This is a genomic window from Cupriavidus sp. 05N39, assembly GCF_056397325.1.
Map to the genome: position 1 here is coordinate 1 of NZ_JBFTNE010000131.1, position 17,018 is coordinate 17,018.

Here is a 17,018-nt window from a genome sequence, read left to right on the forward strand (position 1 = left end):
CTTCGTCAGCATGGCGGCGTCAAGCATGTGCCGCCATGACACGCCATCACCGGGGTCCAGATCGAAGATGACGCGATCCGGCTTGTCGATGGCACGCTTGTTCGCATTCCACGTATGGAACTCGATCACGTTCAGTTGCGCTGCGGCGACTATGGCCGTTTGGCTGGAGATCTCCAGGAGTGGCGGGTGCCCAGCCCATAGGCTGGCATCAAGGACGTTGATCCCCGGGATCTTTACGGTCTCGGCGTGCTTCTGAAAGAACAGCTCGCCGTCGATGCCCGTTGGCCCGCGTACCAAGGACACAGGGCGCCCGCGGAGATGAGGCAGCATGTGCGGCGCGATGGCTTCGTAGAAACCGATCAGGTCACCTTTCGTCATTCCGCTCGACGGGTCAATCACACGTTCCGCGTTGGATACCTTGACTGAGCGCGCTGGCCGAGGCAGGGGCTGTTCTACATCGACAGGCCGCTCCCTTGTCACGTTGCCCGCGGCCTTGTCAGCGCGCAAGGCATGGAAGACGGGATGCCGGATTCGGCCTTCTTTGGTCCACTCGGCGAACGAGATCTCGGCCACCAGCTTCGGCCTGACCCATCGGGCGGCTAAGCAACGGGTCAAAGCTTTTGTCCGTCGATAGAAGAAAGCACTCCGTTTGCGGTGCAGTCTCGATCGTGCGGCCAAGCTGGAACGCAATGTGGAAGTCCAGCGCATTCTTCCCACTACCCTCGATCTTGTGGAAGTCAACTCGCTGGAACCTATGTGCGGTCGACGACTTCCTTGCCGTCTTGGGTGGGTTCTGCTTCGCCCCTACAAAGATGATAGCGCTGTAGCTGTTGTCCAGTAGCGAGAGGTCAACCTTGTGGACGTTCTCGTAGTCCACCAGCAAGAGCTTCTTGGTCATATGAAGGGCAGCAGCTCGATGAGCAACGCCGCATTCAACTCTGTAGACGCCATTTGCGCCTTCAAGCAGGACCGCGGAAAAGCCCCAATCCTACACTGCTCCGGTGAATTATCGAACCTGGCCCGATAACGGTAGCTCGCTCATTGGCGCCAAAAGCAGCAAATCAACCGCAACCCGTGGCAATCCGCAATCGTCCGCTTTGGCCCGACAAGCGGGCATCCGGCCTCTACCCGCAGAGCGTCCCGTGAGAGCCAATAAACGGCCGTTTGGCCCCGTATCGCCGAACAGTTCGAGCTTGGACGCGTAATGGGCGGCGCAATCGATTCGCCTGCACCATCAAGACCCCTGATGGTTGGGCTGTGACCGATGACGTGGGCCTTTCGCGTTCGAGTCCTCCGCCGACGCAGCCGCCCTGGACCACCGTGAGAGCCGGGATCTCCAGCCTGGCGAGGTGGTCGAGGGCTCTCTCGAGCGCAGGTCTGCGAAGCCCTAGACCTGCATGATTACCCGCCCATAGGGACGGTCTTCGATCAGAAAAAGAGGCCGCGCATGTCTGGGAGCACCAGTCACAGATAGCGCTACTAAATCCATTGATTGGTGCGGACATCGATATACCGTTTGAACGTGTTGCAATCTCCGAAATAATGTACGATGCTGGACTACCGTGCACTATGGCTTCTCCGCATTGAGACCGAGCCCGCAGACCGTGGTCTTGCCCTGCCGCTGCCGCCCACCCGACTGGAGCCGCAACCCCTCATGCCTGGGGCGCGTCCTTCATCCGGCCAAGCCCGGCCATGGAGGCGCTTTGGGTGCCCGAGCCGGGATTCTGGCTGCTGCCAGAGCGGTACCCGGAATACGCCTTCCACTCGAAGGAACTCCTCCAGGAGGGGCTGCAGCGACCCGTCGATCCGAATGTGCCCTTTGTGGGCGGGCGTCGACCGATCGTTGTCGGTGGCATGAGCATGCGCTGCGGGCACAAGGACTTTGCGTTGGACGTCTTCCATCGCGCGCGCAAATCCGCCTCGCGCATCAGCGTGCGGACCCGATAACAGTTGCGCCTCTTCAATCCCCGGAGTGTGCGAATCTACGCAATGCCGCCAAATCCAGTATCTGAATCGACCCATACTCAGCAACCACTAACCCTGCATCTTCCAGTTCGCGGATGGCCCGATTCGTGTTCTGCCTTGAAAGCCCGCAAAGCCTCCCAATTTCCTCCTGGGAGAAGCCCAACGTCTTGTCCGTGGCTGGATAGAGCTGCTGATTGAAAAGCTCTGCCAAACAGAATGCCACCCGCGCAGATGCTTCATGCAGCCGAAGGTTGTGCACCAGTCCAACGTAGTAGCCACATCGAGCGTTGAGTTGGTCGATCACGTATCTGCTGAACGAGTGGCTCTGCTCAAGGAGCCAAAGGAATGTCGACTTGGGTACGAATGCTAGGCGACTATCCCGGATCGCAACAACAGAATAGGGCCGTGGCTCGTCTTTCAGCACAACACCCTCACCGAACCACGAGCCGGCAGGAACGCCCGCAAATGTGATAACCCGCCCCTCTCTCGAGGCGGTATCGACCTTCACGATCCCTTCCATCACCGCAAGCCAGTGGTCGGCAGGATCCCCTCGATGGCACGCAACAGCACCAGCATCGTAGGATCGGTCAAAGCTATCACGCATAACTCGAGTCTTCTGCTCAGAGGTCAGATTCGAGCACCAGGGCGCCTGCAAAAGAAACGCCTCCAGACTTAGATGGCCAGGCTTGCAAAAACCATCATTGCGATTCTGCAAGGTGGAGTCGACCAAGCTGCTGGATTTCGAGAGGACGACGGGCGAAACTCGCATCGGTTCCGCTCGCTTGGCTTGCATGCCATTCACGTGGTTCATCATTTGGAGCCAGTATTGCGCAGTTGCATGATCACCTGTTTGCGCTGAGCACCCGTCGCCGACTTGATACCGCTGGCATGTGGCAAGCACTGTGCAGAAGTCCAGTCTTCCAGTTCCTTGGCAGACCTCCGACCTGGGAAGCTGTCGGGATCGAGTGGGATTCGACGTTCCGTTAAGTGAAATCTGGATTCGCTTTAGATTATGGCCCGAAAGGGATACTGTCAAGCGAAGCACGGCTAGGTGTTTGTACGGAGAGCGCTATAATGGCCACCATAAAGGTGAGCGGTGTACTGCACAATTGCTCGTCGAAAAGCAGGCATAACTGAAATGGAAATTCCACATAGCCCTCCGCGCATTCGGATTCGCCGGCGGGGTGCCGACAAACATCCGTTGATCCTCCAAGCCGCACGAGATTTGGTGGCGGAATCTGGGTTCCGAGAAGCCCAGATGTCGTTGATTGCCGAGGCTGCAGGCATCGCGATCGGCACGTTGTACCGCTACTTTCCGTCCAAGACCGAGTTGTTGGTCGAACTCGTGAAAACGACGGCGCAACGGGAAGTCGACGTCGTAGCTGGTATCGCCATGCGTGATGGGACCGCACTAGAACGTCTTGGTGCGGCCGCATGGACGTTCGCGAGTCGCGCCTTGCGAGGCCGACGCTTAGCCTACGCCCTAGTTGCTGAACCTGTTGAGCCAGATGTCGAGGCTGCCCGGCTCACTTATCACCGAGCACTGGCCAGGGTATTCAAGACGATCATTGAGCAGGGTATGGCGAATGGCGAGTTCCCTGCACAGGATGCCGCCGCATCAGCCGACTGCATAGTCGGCTGCCTTTTCGAAGGCCTGGTGGCACCGCTCACCAACAACGCTACAGCCGATGCTGTCCAGGCAGCCGCCCACGGCTCGGCCATCATCACTTTTTGTCTGCGAGGGGTTTCAGGCTTACAGGCGCCCGCCTATAGGATTCCGACTGTGTAGTCGCTTCCTTCAGGAATCGACCGTCTCTACCGGCTAGCGGAGGACGATCTCAACCCCCGACCTCGCCTTCCGCAAGGATTTCTGTCGCGCCGACTACCTCTACAAGCCTCTTGCGCTTAGCGGATGTGCTGCCGGCCTCGTGTTTTCGGCCGGCAGCACAAGAGGACTGAAGTTGTGAAGTGACTTGATCCGCCTGTGACAATATTGTCACAGGCAGTGGATCAATTGGAGCACGTATAGCTTGATGCGGCGTTCACGTCCCCGCTGACGTACTTTGGCCACTTGGGGTACTCGCACAGAGGCCGAGTGCGTCCCGCAGTGGGCGGGTTCAAGTCGGTAACGACGAGATTTTGCGGAGCCGTGCCTTTCGTGACCCAGTTGTCCAAAGCAGTCAGCCCATCATATGCCGCCTCAAACTGCCCGCCCGTGCCATGTGCGGCACCGGGAACCAGATAGAACTTGAGGAATGACGACAACGCATTCTGCCCATAGTTCGCCAGCAATCGGTTGTAGTAGTCAATCGACATTTGAGCCGGAATGAACTGGTCGGATTGCCCGTGCTGAAGGATCACCTTCCCACCTCGGTTCTTGAAGTTGTCCAGGTTGACAGTCGTGGAGTCCATCATTTGACTCACCGTCTGTGTCCTAGCGGTGAGCAACCCTGGATCCGTGAAGTTGAAGGACATCAAATCGAGCGAGGGATCCCTTGCAATAGCGTATCGCACGAGGCTATTCGGGAAGGCATAGAAGAACGACCATTGTGCAGTTGCATTTGTCCCAGGGTCCAGTACGGCGTCTGCTGGAGAGTCCCCCAGCGGTAACAAGAAGCCACTCCAGAAATCGGTGCCTGCGAGGATGTTGTAACCCGGAATGCTGTGAATACCGTTTGCGAAATCAAAGTTCGTCTTCAGCGGCGTGGCCATGGTATTGACAGTGCTGATCTGGGCGTCAGACAGGCAAGTGTCGCCCGTGTCGGCGCCCCCCGGGCATCGCACAGTCGCCGGATCGAACGTACAAGGACTCGGATTGCTGATCAGGCCGTCTGTCGCGCCGTCCAAACTGTCACAGGCCGACATCACAGCCTTCTTGAGCATAGCGGCCTTGTTTGCGTTGATGAAGCCGCCTCGGGCAAGTGACGCCTGAGAGATGCGCCCCATTTGGAAGGCCAGCCCCATGATCCCGGACGCGGGATAAGTCGAAATGATGCCATCGTAGTCTGAGGCGTACTTCTGCGCAGCGATAAGCGCCTGACGACCGCCGCCAGAGCCACCAATGTAGTAGCTATGCGCGAACGTCGCCCCGTAGCGCTGCTTGGTTAAAAACAGAGCGACATCATGCGTTTTCTTGATGTGGTCGCCGGCATAGTTCGCCAACGCCTCATCGTTCTGAGCGAACCGGCCATCCCCAAAGCTTCCTTCATGCCCGCTATCGCTGCCAAGCGTCACATATCCGCGCGCCAGCGGAGTCAGAACCCCCTTCGGTTCGCCATAGGATGTGAGGCCGGTTTTTGTGAAGCCTGTTGTGGCCGGGACAGACCCGTCAAGCCCACCACCACCGAAGTGAACAGATTTCCCGTTCCAAGTGGACGGCAAATCAACTTCGAACTTGATGTCCGGCGCGGCCGGGTCCACGGGATGAATCCCCCCCAAGACCTTGCAGAACTCGCCATTTGTATTGCCCGACGCCGTCGCAGCAATGAGCGTCGCCGACGCGATCGTGGCGCCAGTCGTTGGCAAACCAATCGCGGAGGCTGGTACGGCTGAACCTTGAAGCGCCGCGCACTGCTGCGCTGGCGTCAACTGGGGCGTGGCATCGGCTACGACAGAGTCGCTGCCTCCTCCACAACCAACGACGAGCAAGGCCGATAGCGTTGCCACAGTGGGTGCARGCCATTGCGGCCTGACTTTGGTGAACTTCATGACGTTGTCTCCTAGCAGACGCCGGGACTTCTAGTTGTCCACGAGTCGCTTTCGTTCAAGTAAATAGTCCTGCGAGGTACGTCGTCACTGACGAGCATGGCGGCGAAGCACCTCGATGACGACCATACCGATCGGGCCTGCTCAGGATTGTCTTGCGCAAGACGATTGGAAATTTCGAGCCGTATTCAGTCGAAGATGCTGGAGTAGCCCTGCCATATTCAGGTTGGGCCACTCCTTGATGTACAGAAAACCTTGTTCAAGCTGGCAGTCGTTTTCGTTCTGGAATGCCGCCCGCTCTGTGGTCTCGACACCTTAAGCATTCACCCGCTGTCAGCGGTGCTTGAACGTTGGTTGCCGTTTCGACAGGAAGGCGGACATCCCTTCCTTCTGGTCATCAAGTCCAAACGTGGAATGAAAGGCGCCGCTCTCGAAGAGCAGGCCCTCAGCCAAAGATGCCTCGTATGCCCGATTGATCGATTCCTTGAACATCATGACTACAGGTAACGAGTAATTGGCAATCAGCTTGGCAGCTTCCAGCGTTTCGTCGAGTAGTCGATCGCAGGGATAGACCCGCGAGACAATGCCCCAACGCTCAGCCTCGGCCGCATCAACCATGCGCGAGGTCAGACACAGGTCCATTGCCTTGGCTTTGCCGACAAGCCGTGGCAGGCGTTGCGTTCCGCCAGCACCAGGCATCGTTCCAATCTTGATTTCGGGCTGTCCGAACCGTGCCGCATCCGAGGCAAAGATCAGATCGCACATCATCGCCTATTCGCATCCGCCACCCAACGCGTAACCGCGACACCGCGGCCAAAACTGGTTCTCTCGCCTCCCGAACCTTCTCCCAATTTCTCGAGATGAAGTTGCCTTTGTAGACCTTCTGGAAATCGAAATCCTTCATGTGCGCAACATCCGCACCCGCTGCAAACGCGCGCTCATTGCCGGTCAGGACGATGCATCCGATGTTGTCGTCCCGCTCGTACGCATCAACAGCAGCACCAATTCCGTCCATGACATCGTCATTGAGCGCATTCAGCGCTTCCGGGCGGTTGATCTGAATGAAACCGACCCGGTCGATTGTCTTTCGCAAAACCACTTCACTCACATTTGGCTCCGACCAACAACTTCACGACGCCACCTGCCTCGCGTCGAATGCGAGGCAGATGGCCTTTCCTTACAACAGCTCGACCGCAACCGCCGTTGCCTCACCGCCGCCGATGCAAAGGCTTGCCACGCCACGCTTCTTTTCCGCCTTCCTGAGGGCGCCAAGAAGTGTCACAAGGATCCGTGCGCCAGACGCACCGATGGGATGCCCAAGAGCGCACGCTCCACCATGAACGTTGACGGTCTCAGGGTCCAAGCGCAGGTCATGAATCGCCGCCATCGTGACTACAGCGAACGCCTCGTTGATTTCCCACAAACCGACATCTGCGGTCGACCAGCCGGTCTGACCAAGCAGCTTTTGGATGGCCCCTACCGGAGCGGTGGTGAACTCCGCCGGTGCTTGTGCATGTGTTGCGTGGCCAACGATTCGGGCGAGTGGCTGCACACCCAGCTTCCTGGCAGTCGATTCCCGCGCCAGCACCAACGCAGCAGCGCCGTCCGAAATCGAGCTTGAGTTCGCCGGCGTCACCGTCCCCCCTTTTTTGAAGGCTGGCTTCAACGAGGGAATCTTCTCAAGGTTGACCTTTGGCGGCTGCTCATCGCTCTGCAGCGTGACCTCGCCCGTCCGACCTTGGACCATGACCGGCGTTGTTTCCCATGCGAAATCACCGCGTTCGATCGCCGCCTTCGCACGCTGGGTCGAGAGAATGGCCCATTCGTCCTGGGCTTCGCGCGAGAAGCCATAGCGCTCGGCACAGTCCTCGGCGAACGTACCCATCAGCCGGCCGCGTGTGTCATTTTGATAGTGGTCTTCCAGTCCATCGAAGAACATGTGGTCCAGCAACTGCCCGTGGCCGAGCCGATACCCTTTGCGCGCTTTGGGCAGCAGATAGGGGGCGTTCGTCATCGACTCCATGCCCCCAGCAACCATCACGTCGTTGGTACCAGCGGCGATCGAATCATGCGCCAGCATCACGGCTTTCATGCCGGATCCGCACACCTTGCTGATCGTCGTACACGTCACCGATTCAGCAAGGCCCGCGTTCAGGCAGGCTTGACGCGTAGGAGCCTGACCAACGCCGGCGGGGAGAACGCAACCCATCAGCAGTTCCTGGATCGCGCCAGCATCGATACGCGCGCGCTCAACAGCTGCGCGAATAGCGAACCCGCCCAGTTCCGGGGCTGTCAGGCTTGCGAGATCTCCTTGGAAGCCACCGATCGGCGTGCGTGCGGCGGACAGAATGACGACTGGATCGTTTGTACTCATGTTCGGTCTCCGTTCTGGTGATTTACTTTGCCGCCATCCGGATGGCGCCATCGAGCCGGATGACCTCGCCATTCAAGTAGCCATTGCCAAGCACGTGCTCGACCAGACCGGCGAACTCCGTCGCCTTACCCAAGCGCGAAGGAAACGGAACGAACCGACCCAGCGCCTCTTGCACATCGGCTGGCATCTTGAGCAGCATCGGGGTTTCCATGATCCCTGGAGCAATCGTCACGACCCGAATTCCGGACCTGGCCAACTCCCGCGCGAGCGGCAAGGTCATCGCAACCACACCGCCCTTCGAGGCGGCGTAGGCGGCCTGCCCAATCTGGCCGTCGAACGCAGCAACCGACGCAGTGTTGATGATCACACCGCGCTCGCCATTGTCGTCGGGTGGCTCCTGTTGCATGATTTCGGCGGCCAGCCGAACCATATTGAACGTGCCGCCCAGGTTTATGTTGAGGGTGCGCAAGAAGGAACTCATTGCGTGCGGCCCCTGCTTGCCTACTACCTTCTCCGCGGGCGCGATACCGGCGCAGTTCACCAGGCCGCGCAATGTTCCCAGCGCGGTTGCTGCTTTGAATACGTCTTTTGCTCCCTCTTCGCTCGTCACGTCGGCACAGACAGACGCGCAGCGGAGTTCCTCAGCCATCGCTTCGGCGGCCTCCAGATCGAGGTCGACGATCACCACCTTGCCCCCTTGCTCAGAGAGCAATCGGGCAGTTGCGGCTCCCAGTCCAGAGCCGCCGCCGGTTACGACGAATACGTTGTTACTGATCTGCATCGGATGATTTCCTGAGGGTGATGGGTCAACTGCTTGCCGACGAAGGGATGTCGGAGTGTGAGGGAAGCGCTTCCGCGCCATGTGTGTTGGCCGCGCTGCGGCGATGGTCGATCATCATGACCGCGACGGTGCCCAATACGCCGGCAAGGCCGATCGCCAAGAAGTTCTGCTCCAGAGGCAGTCGCATCGCCACCAGCATGCCGATCAGCACGGGTGCGGCGATCGCTCCGAGGCGGCCGATACCGGAGGCAAAGCCCACACCGGTCGAGCGAATCGAAGCGGGGTAAAACTCACCGGCGTATGCGTACGCCAGGAGCTGTGTTCCAAGGGTCGAGGCACCGACGACGAACACGACAAGGAAGAGCAGCTCAGTCGATTTCGTGTAACCCATCAACGCCAGCGACACTGCACCGGTCGCGTAGAAGGCCACCAGTACATATTTGATGTTGTACTTGTCGCCCAGCCAACCACCACCCACAGCACCGACCACGGCACCAATGTTGAAAACCAACACAAAGGTAAGTGCGGACCCAAGGCTATAGCCCGACATGGCCATCAACTTTGTGAGCCACGAACTCAACGAGTACACCATGAACAGCCCCATGAAGAAGGCGACCCAGATCATGACTGTGCTGAATCCACGTCCGTCCTGAAACAGCTTGGCCACCGGGGCTTTGGTCACCATCGCCTCTTGGGGCATGACGAACCGGTCTTGGCTACTGACTTGAACCTCCGGCGCGATCTTCCTGATCAGTTGTACGAGCTTCTCGGCACGGTTTCGCTGCACCAGAAACGCCAGCGAATCAGGCATGGTCAGCAAGACGAAGGGAATGATCAGGATGGGCGTGCCGGCGATGAAGAACACGGACTGCCAGCCATAGGCTTCAATCAGTTGCTTGCCGGTGAGCGCCACAAGGATGCCGCCGATCGAGTACCCAGCGAACACCAGGGTGACGAGACGGGCTCGGATCTTGCGCGGAGCATATTCACCCATCTGAGCAGTCACGATGGGAAGCACGCCGCCAATCCCGAGACCTGCGAAGAACCGGGTAATGCTGAAGCTCAACGGATCGTGCGTCAGTCCGGCCGCGGCTGTGAAGAAACTGAACAGCGCGATGCATACGCAAATCGACACAGGCCGGCCGATCTTGTCGGCCAGCGTGCCGAGGTAAATCGCCCCAAACATCATGCCGAACAGGGCCGAGCTCGCCATGAATCCGGCCTTTGCTGCATCCACCCCCATCTGTTTCATGATGGACGGTAATGCCGCGCCCACAACGGCCAAGTCGTATCCGTCGAGCACGAGAATCAGGACACACCAGAACAGGATCAAGCCATGGAAGCGCGAGAATCTCGCGTTCTGTGTGATCCTTTGAACATCAACTTCGTTACTCATGGTCTCCTCCATTTGAGATTGGATATCGTTGGTGGTACTATTGGTCCATCTGCGGGTAAAGCTAGGTGGCGTGATAAACCGTAAAGGTGGAAGAAGGCGCCCTTTCAGAGACGAGCGAGTTCTCAATGCGACTCTCGTCGGCGTAGCCCAGGCTCATGCCCACCAGGAACATTTCTTCTGGCGGCAAGCCAAGCTCTTGCTCGATGATCTTGTGGTACTTCATGAAGGCGGCCTGAGGGCAGGTGCTCAGACCGTAGGTACGCGCGACAACCATGATGTTCTGCAGGAACATCCCGTAGTCGAGGAGACTGCCGCGCTGCATCACGCGGTCGATCGTGAAGAACAGCCCAACAGGTGCATCGAAGAACTGGTAGTTCCTGCCGTGCTGCGCGTGCATCCTCTGCTTGTCACCCTTCTCGATGCCAAGAAGGCCATAGAGCTTCCATCCGATGTCACGACGCCTGTCGATATAGGGCGACACCCACTCTTCTGGGTAGTAGGCCCATTCATCGGCATGCGCATCCGCCAACTCGGGATCGTTGTCGACTTTGGCGATTGCGGCGCAGACCCGGTCTCGGGCGTCGCCCATGACCACGTGTACCTTCCAGGGTTGAATGTTCACCCCCGTCGCCGCATAGCGCGACACATCAAGAATTGCCTTGATGGTCTCGTGTGGGACAGGTTTCGGAAGATAGGCGCGAACGCTACGTCGCGTAGCAATTGCCCATTCCACAGCCGACCGGATCGATGAAAGTTCATCCGGTGGCGGTCCAGCTCGTTCCATCTACTACCTCGCTCAAGTGTCATGCGGACCTCGCGTCCACTTAGAATTCAGATTAGCGAGCGTTTCTCAGCCCCAATGTCTTGCAGCCGACAATCGTTTCCCTCTTTGAAGGTCGGAACTCGACGCATGGAAATGTCTCAGGGGTGACATTCACCCCGTTGGACCAACGCTAGATTGGGATGTGGCTTGAGGAACGGGGAACCCCTCAGGGCCGTGCATTCATAACCCGACGTGGAGACATCGCTATGACCGGAAACATTTATCAGAGCGGGCTTGGCCGTACCCCTGCAAATCACCTCCCGCTGACACCGCTCCACTTCCTTGATCGGTGCGCCGACCAATATCCCGATCACATCGCGATCATTCACGGCTCGATGCGGCAAACGTGGAAGCAAACACGAGAACGCTGCCTGCGCCTGGCGAGCGCGCTCGTCAAGCGGGGCATCAAGCGTGGAGATACGGTTTCGATTCTCGCGCCCAACACTCCCGCCATGGTCGAGGCACATCACGGCATCCCGCTGTCGGGCGCAGTGCTCAATGCGATCAACTGCCGGCTGGATGCCGAAGGCGTCCGCTTTATCCTGCGCCACGGCGAATGCAAGGTTCTCTTTGTCGACAGGGAGTTCTCTTCGCTCGCCGCAAAAGCGATCGAACAGATTGAGAACAAGCCACTGGTCATCGACATCGCTGACATCGAAGCACCCACCGGCGATCTGATCGGCGAGATGGAGTACGAAACCTTCCTCGCTGAAGGTGACGCTGACTTTCCGGGCGTATGGCCGGAGGAGGAATGGGACGCGATCGCCTTGAACTACACATCCGGCACCACATCGGACCCGAAGGGCGTCGTACCAAGCCATCGGGGCGCCTACCTGATGAGCATGCTCCAACTCACGGATTGGGGCATGCCCCGTCGGCCGGTGTATCTGTGGACGCTTCCCCTGTTCCACGCAAATGGCTGGTGCTTCGCGTGGGCGATCACCGCCGCTGCCGGCACGCACGTCTGCCTGCGAAAGGTGACCGCGGCGAATATCTTTGGCGCCATCAAGCAGCATGACGTGGATCACTTCTGCGCAGCACCGATCGTATTGGCATCGCTCGCCAACTGTTCTGATGCTGAGCGTTGTCAACTGCAGCGTACTGTCCGAGTTAGAACGGCCGGCTCACCGCCGCCTGCAGCAGTGCTGAAGTCAGTGATCGAGATGGGGTTCGAAGTTGAACACGTCTACGGCATTACGGAAGCATCCGGCACCCCGGTGAGCAGCTTCATCAACCCGGCATGGAGCGATAAGCCGATGGATGAGAAAGCGCGCCTCATGGCTCGCCAGGGCAATCGGGCCTCCGGCTTGGAAGACCTTCGTGTTGCTGACCCAGTCACTTGCGAGCCTGTGCCCCGGGATGGCAAAACTCAAGGTGAGCTCTTGCTCCGCGGCAACATCGTGATGAAGGGCTACCTCAAGAATCCCGAGGCCACTGCCAGCGCATTCAATGGGGGCTGGTTCCACACAGGCGACGTCGCTGTGATGCATCCGGACGGCTATATCCAGATTACGGACCGCTCGAAGGACGTCATCATCTCTGGTGGTGAGAACATTTCTTCGGTGGAAGTCGAAGACGTTCTCCATCGGCATCCGGCTGTCCTGATCGCTGCTGTAGTCGCTCAACCAGACGCGAAGTGGGGAGAGTCACCTTGCGCGTTCATCGAGCTGAGGCCCGGCGTCGCTGCCCCAGACCAAGCTGACATCATCCGCTTCTGTCGTGAGCACCTGGCCCACTACAAGTGCCCGGTGAGGGTCATTTACGGGGTACTTCCAAAGACGGGAACGGGCAAGATTCAGAAATTCAGATTGCGGGAACTGGCGGGAAGCCGCGAAGCCATTACGGACCTTTCGAACGTTTAGGTCCTTGGCAGAATCTCCATCCCGAGCCGGCGGCTCGTCGTGGAATCCACCACGCAAAGCGACGCGGGCAGGCCAGCTGTGGCGAGATGGAGCTCCCCAGCCGCATAGGGCAAGCTTGGTCACCCGAGTCGGGCATGTGGGGAAACCATATTTCGGACCCATATCCAAACTGAGGGCGGCTATCTTCGCCACCTTGCAGTCGCCGGCAGCAGCCGCCGAGGTCGTCGTGAGGTTCTGTCGCCGTCGAATCGATCGGACGTTGAAAAAGATCAACCTTTCCGGCCCCAAAAGTGTCGGCGAGCTAATTGCGGAGTACAGCGCTCAGACCGCAAGCCTGGATGTCGCAGGCCTCGCCGCGGGAGCAACTCAAAAGATTCAGGACGCATTGGCATGTGGGGACTTGCGTAGCCTACTGACCATCTATGACAACAAGGGGTTGCTTGCCCTTGCAGCTCAACACCTGAAGCAAGCGAGATTGGCTACCTTTGAGGCATGGCTGACAAGGATCCTGAGAGATGAAGCAAGGGCACCTGAATTGGCCGCAGCGCTGAAGGCAGTCCTGCCGGCAGTGCAAGCCACCAACGACCGTTAGACTTTGGGAACGGTCGTCCCATCCGCCGGACGCGAATGACGGCAACGGGTCGGCAACGGCCTGTTGGGGGGAGGTCTACCTTCAGTCCTGCATGTCCAAACGGTGTACCCTGTGGTGTGCGCGTCCAGGGCCTTGCCGTTACCGGCTATGGCCTTCTACGAGCCAAACGACGAATCCGGTAGGCCGTACGCTGGCTCATCGGTCTTGCCGGCGGCAACCGTTCGCCGTTGCCGGCGTCCACCAGAACGAGCACATGGCGTGTTCAAGAAGGCGGCATAATCGCCGTGCCTTTTCGGACTAGAATCCTCTGAGGAGGTGCCAGTCATGTCAGCTATCAGGCGCATAGATCCGGGGCATCCCGCCTACCAGGCCGCGCTGCATAGGACGACCCGCTTCCAATGCGACGCGCCACCTGGCGACGGCCAGGCGCCGGGCGCCGACGACACGCACCAAGTTCAAGCCGGGTCCGGCCTGAGGGGCGTGGGCGGCAGTAACATTTGTCCACCGTGCCACGGGATAAGCCTGTGGACAAACCGCGCGAGGACCAGATGCCCGGCGGGCTCCTCGGGTCTGATTAATTTTTGAGCGGCGGGGTGACCACGTGATTCCCAATCCCCAAGGGAGCAGGTTGCTTTACACCAGCGATCCGCCGGAACAATGTTGAGGCCTAACGGTTCTTTGAGACGACAACGCAGGATCCTGCTCCGCAGCTTCCTCAAATCTGGGGTCATCATACTTTTGATGCGAAATCTGGCGGTTCTGCCCTGAAAACCCTTTGCAATCAGTTACCTGTGAGATCGGTGGGTACGCGGTGCCAAGTAACCTGGAAAGCCTTGCCGCAAGCGGCATCCCGGCTTGCTAGCGCCAGATTTCGCACCAAAAGTACGATGACCCCTAGCTGCGAGGAGAAGAAGGCGCCACCCATCAGATGTTCAACATACTGGACAAAATGCGGCTTTTTGCCTAGTCTACTGAACATATGATCCATTGCCAAGAAACGAACCCTCTCATCGAGCGCCAGTTGCTTTTGACACTGGGCGATCGGCTCCGGCGCCTCCGCAAGTCTAAGCGGCTGACGGCGAGTCAGTTGGCTGAGCAGGTAGGCATCTCGCGAACCACGCTCGCATCTGTCGAAGCTGGCGATCCCACGCCGTCGATCGGCACCTTACTCCGCGTCATGTCGGCTCTCGGTGTCGCGGGTGACCTCGCTTTGTTGGTGTCAGACACATTCCAGCCAGCGCCACCGAACTCCGCGGGGTCGAACACGCACCGCGGCCGCCCGCAGGTTCAGGTGACGGTGAGGGCGGATTCGGCGCTTCACCAGGCCCAGGATCTGCAGAGCATGGCGCTTCACGAAAGGGCATTTCGGTTGTTGCGCGAGGACCCCGAACTCCGTCAGCGTGCACTCAACACGCTCGCGGCCTGGCGCGCAAAGGGTCCGTCTCGTTCAGACTCTCTCTGGCTTGAATGGGAGCACATCCTGGCCAATAAAGCGTGGCGCAGGGCGCTGGGGCGCACGAAGCGCGCGCAGGAGCTCAGGCAGGCGTCACCCTTGCCAACCGTGCTGCCAGAGGAGGTCCGCCGCGAGGTGATTTCTCAGGTTCAGGCGCTCAAGAAGGGCGTGGTGATCGGCGACGTGCCCGAAGATGAGTCCGATGGAGAACCACAATGAAGCGGGAGGATCTCGAGCACATCATTCGCGCGTCGGGCGTTATCACCGACGAGTACGAGTTTGTCATCGTCGGCAGCCAGTCCCTTCTTGGCGGGCATCCACATCTGCCCGAGGTCTTCACCGCGTCGGCGGAGGCCGACATCTATCCGCTCCATGCTCACGAGAAGGCGGATGACATCGATGGCTCGATCGGCGAGGGCTCTCAATTCCACGAGACGAATGGCTACTACGCGCAAGGCGTCGGACCAGACACCGCGGTATTGCCTGACGGATGGTTGGGGCGAGTCGATAAGATCCAGAACGATGCTACTAACAGCCGCATCGGATACTGCCTGAGCGCCATCGATCTGTTCATGGCCAAGGCCGTCGCGAACCGTGACAAAGACCGAGACTTCAACGTGGCGCTGCTGGTGCACGGCTACGTGGAGGCAGACATGGCCGTATCGATGGTCGATAAGATGCCGATCGACACTGCGGCAAAGGGCCGGCTGCGAGCTCGCGTCAAACGATGGGTGGGCATCGCTCAGACGCAGGTAGACGCAAAGCAATAGCGGTACCGAAAGCGACAGGAGCGAGCGTGGTGCACCGGCGGTCAGCCCGCGACGGCGCCGTACGCCTTCTGGGGGTCCCTTTGATTTCTATGCAGTTTACCGGGGGTAGTAAAACACCGCCTTAAATCAATAGGTTGCTGTTTGCCGTTTTCGATCGCGGAGACGGCTCAGGCGCGGCTCGCCACATCACCAAACGAGGCGATGGTTAGCGGGCAAGCAATTTGTAAATTCGTCATAGGGCGTGCAGATCTCGCGCGCGGCAGCACTACTGTCGTCTCTGTGCGTGGCAGTGGCCGGACAAGTGGCAAGCCTGGAACGGCATTTGCATCTGTTTTCTTTAGCCCGCAGGCAGATGGCGGGCCCGATCAGCGCCGCGGACATTCGCATCTGCCAATGACCCATACCGGATAACCGCGGGAAGTCATGGAGACGACCATGCCAAGGGCATCGAGCATAGCCCAAGCCAGGGCAGATGAGCGGGCAGGGAAGGCGCCGACCACCCAGGGCGGCCATTTCATTCACGACGAGATCGAAGCCGTGCGCCGGGGTAAGCACGGCGTGCGCTCGGCCAAGCAGGCCATAGCGATCGGCTTGTCGGAGGCACGCCGCGCCGGCATTGATGTGCCGCCGAAGAAGGACATTACAAGGACGGGGACCAAGTCCGTGGGCATCAGGTCAACGCCCACCAAGTCTGCCGCCAAGGGTGGCGACGGCAAGGTGGCACCGCGACGGGCTAGTTCAGAAAGCAAGGATACGCGCGCCCGCGCTGCTCTTGAGGCACTCAAGCGGGAAGGCACAGCAGGCGCTTCGCGTCACGCGCTGTCCGCACAGTCCAAGCGCGCGGCAAGCACACGCACCGCGGCCGATCGTTCAGCTTCCGCCAAGAAGGCCGCCGTCACCAAGGGGGCGGCCGGCCGTTCCGAAGCGGCCCGCAAGGCCGCGCGCACGCGCGCAACAAAAAAGCAGGCCGGCCGCTAGCATAAGTCAGCAGCAGGCAGGGGAGGGCGGCGGCCCCTCTTCAGCCGCGGAAACCTGCCGCAATTCGCTGTGCCGCGTTTGGGTTCTCTTGGCTATCAGTGGAGTTGCTCGCGTCGCCTCAACACCTGCGGGCAGGCGCACGCCAGAATGCTGGCCAGCGGCTGTTCGCACTATTGATCCTTGTATAAATGATGACATCACCACAACTCGGCCTGCTTCCAGCACGCGGCAATGATGTTGGCGCGTTGTTGTGCGCTGCGCAGCCGATTGCGGGCGGTCGTTTTGAGTTCGGTGAGCGAGTGTGGGCAGAAGTTGGCCA

General features: G+C 59.3%; 14 protein-coding genes and 4 pseudogenes. 7 read left to right on the forward strand and 11 right to left on the reverse strand.

Going from position 1 to position 17,018, the window contains the following annotated elements; translation table 11 throughout:
- The 3 genes and pseudogenes from ligD to AC1DN0_RS36260 all read right to left on the reverse strand — a co-directional run.
- A partial coding sequence (gene ligD, locus AC1DN0_RS36250; protein WP_477146418.1) for a non-homologous end-joining DNA ligase LigD occupies positions 1 to 378 on the reverse strand: 378 nt, incomplete at its 3' end.
- 174 nt (positions 379 to 552) lie between these two features.
- Positions 553 to 708, reverse strand: a pseudogene (locus AC1DN0_RS36255) (hypothetical protein); the annotation flags it as partial.
- Positions 662 to 898, reverse strand: a pseudogene (locus tag AC1DN0_RS36260) (PIN domain-containing protein); the annotation flags it as partial. The pseudogenes AC1DN0_RS36260 and AC1DN0_RS36255, both read right to left, overlap by 47 nt.
- 794 nt (positions 899 to 1,692) lie before the next feature.
- Here AC1DN0_RS36260 and AC1DN0_RS36265 point away from each other — a divergent pair.
- The gene (locus tag AC1DN0_RS36265) at positions 1,693 to 1,947 is read left to right on the forward strand and encodes a hypothetical protein (RefSeq protein WP_045239504.1); all 255 of its coding nucleotides are present in this window, start codon (positions 1,693 to 1,695) and stop codon (positions 1,945 to 1,947) included.
- Positions 1,948 to 1,960: 13 nt separating this feature from the next.
- On the opposite strand, the gene AC1DN0_RS36270 is transcribed toward AC1DN0_RS36265, so the two are convergent.
- On the reverse strand, positions 1,961 to 2,758 hold the full coding sequence (locus tag AC1DN0_RS36270; RefSeq protein ID WP_441633099.1) for a Crp/Fnr family transcriptional regulator: 798 nt from the start codon (positions 2,756 to 2,758) through the stop codon (positions 1,961 to 1,963).
- A 345-nt stretch (positions 2,759 to 3,103) separates the two neighbouring features.
- On the opposite strand from AC1DN0_RS36270, the gene AC1DN0_RS36275 reads away from it, so the two are divergent.
- Positions 3,104 to 3,754, forward strand: coding sequence for a TetR/AcrR family transcriptional regulator (locus tag AC1DN0_RS36275; protein WP_400102049.1), 651 nt, complete (start codon positions 3,104 to 3,106; stop codon positions 3,752 to 3,754).
- A gap of 221 nt (positions 3,755 to 3,975) precedes the next feature.
- Here the strand turns inward: AC1DN0_RS36275 and AC1DN0_RS36280 are convergent, their stop codons facing one another.
- The 6 genes and pseudogenes from AC1DN0_RS36280 to AC1DN0_RS36305 form a co-directional block, all read right to left on the reverse strand.
- Positions 3,976 to 5,673: a tannase/feruloyl esterase family alpha/beta hydrolase gene (locus tag AC1DN0_RS36280; RefSeq protein ID WP_477146417.1), complete on the reverse strand. Its 1,698-nt coding sequence runs from the start codon at positions 5,671 to 5,673 to the stop codon at positions 3,976 to 3,978.
- 330 nt (positions 5,674 to 6,003) lie between these two features.
- A pseudogene (locus AC1DN0_RS36285) lies at positions 6,004 to 6,778 on the reverse strand (enoyl-CoA hydratase).
- 69 nt (positions 6,779 to 6,847) lie between these two features.
- A complete protein-coding gene (locus AC1DN0_RS36290) occupies positions 6,848 to 8,044 on the reverse strand; it encodes an acetyl-CoA C-acyltransferase (RefSeq protein ID WP_441633102.1) in 1,197 nt (398 codons plus the stop codon).
- Between the two features lie 22 nt (positions 8,045 to 8,066).
- A complete protein-coding gene (locus tag AC1DN0_RS36295) occupies positions 8,067 to 8,825 on the reverse strand; it encodes an SDR family NAD(P)-dependent oxidoreductase (protein ID WP_441633104.1) in 759 nt (252 codons plus the stop codon).
- A 25-nt stretch (positions 8,826 to 8,850) separates the two neighbouring features.
- Positions 8,851 to 10,221 (reverse strand): MFS transporter, encoded by a 1,371-nt coding sequence (locus AC1DN0_RS36300; RefSeq protein WP_441633106.1) that lies wholly within the window; start codon positions 10,219 to 10,221, stop codon positions 8,851 to 8,853.
- Between the two features lie 61 nt (positions 10,222 to 10,282).
- Positions 10,283 to 11,005, reverse strand: coding sequence for a nitroreductase (locus AC1DN0_RS36305; RefSeq protein ID WP_441633108.1), 723 nt, complete (start codon positions 11,003 to 11,005; stop codon positions 10,283 to 10,285).
- A 245-nt stretch (positions 11,006 to 11,250) separates the two neighbouring features.
- Between AC1DN0_RS36305 and AC1DN0_RS36310 the strand changes: the two genes are divergently transcribed.
- From AC1DN0_RS36310 to AC1DN0_RS36330, 5 genes are all read left to right on the forward strand, one after another.
- Positions 11,251 to 12,906: an AMP-binding protein gene (locus tag AC1DN0_RS36310; protein WP_441633110.1), complete on the forward strand. Its 1,656-nt coding sequence runs from the start codon at positions 11,251 to 11,253 to the stop codon at positions 12,904 to 12,906.
- Positions 12,907 to 13,165: 259 nt separating this feature from the next.
- Positions 13,166 to 13,498 carry a hypothetical protein gene (locus AC1DN0_RS36315; protein ID WP_156177179.1) on the forward strand — a complete coding sequence of 111 codons (333 nt, stop codon included), beginning with the start codon at positions 13,166 to 13,168 and terminating at the stop codon, positions 13,496 to 13,498.
- A gap of 979 nt (positions 13,499 to 14,477) precedes the next feature.
- Entirely contained in the window at positions 14,478 to 15,170 is a 693-nt protein-coding gene (locus tag AC1DN0_RS36320) for a helix-turn-helix transcriptional regulator (protein ID WP_441633112.1), read from the forward strand.
- On the forward strand, positions 15,167 to 15,721 hold the full coding sequence (locus tag AC1DN0_RS36325) for a DUF6036 family nucleotidyltransferase (RefSeq protein WP_441633114.1): 555 nt from the start codon (positions 15,167 to 15,169) through the stop codon (positions 15,719 to 15,721). Before AC1DN0_RS36320 ends, AC1DN0_RS36325 begins: the two co-directional genes overlap by 4 nt.
- 435 nt (positions 15,722 to 16,156) lie before the next feature.
- Entirely contained in the window at positions 16,157 to 16,699 is a 543-nt protein-coding gene (locus AC1DN0_RS36330) for a DUF6496 domain-containing protein (RefSeq protein WP_441633116.1), read from the forward strand.
- Positions 16,700 to 16,896: 197 nt separating this feature from the next.
- On the opposite strand, the pseudogene AC1DN0_RS36335 reads toward AC1DN0_RS36330, so the two are convergent.
- Positions 16,897 to 17,018, reverse strand: a pseudogene (locus tag AC1DN0_RS36335) (IS630-like element ISCARN39 family transposase); the annotation flags it as partial.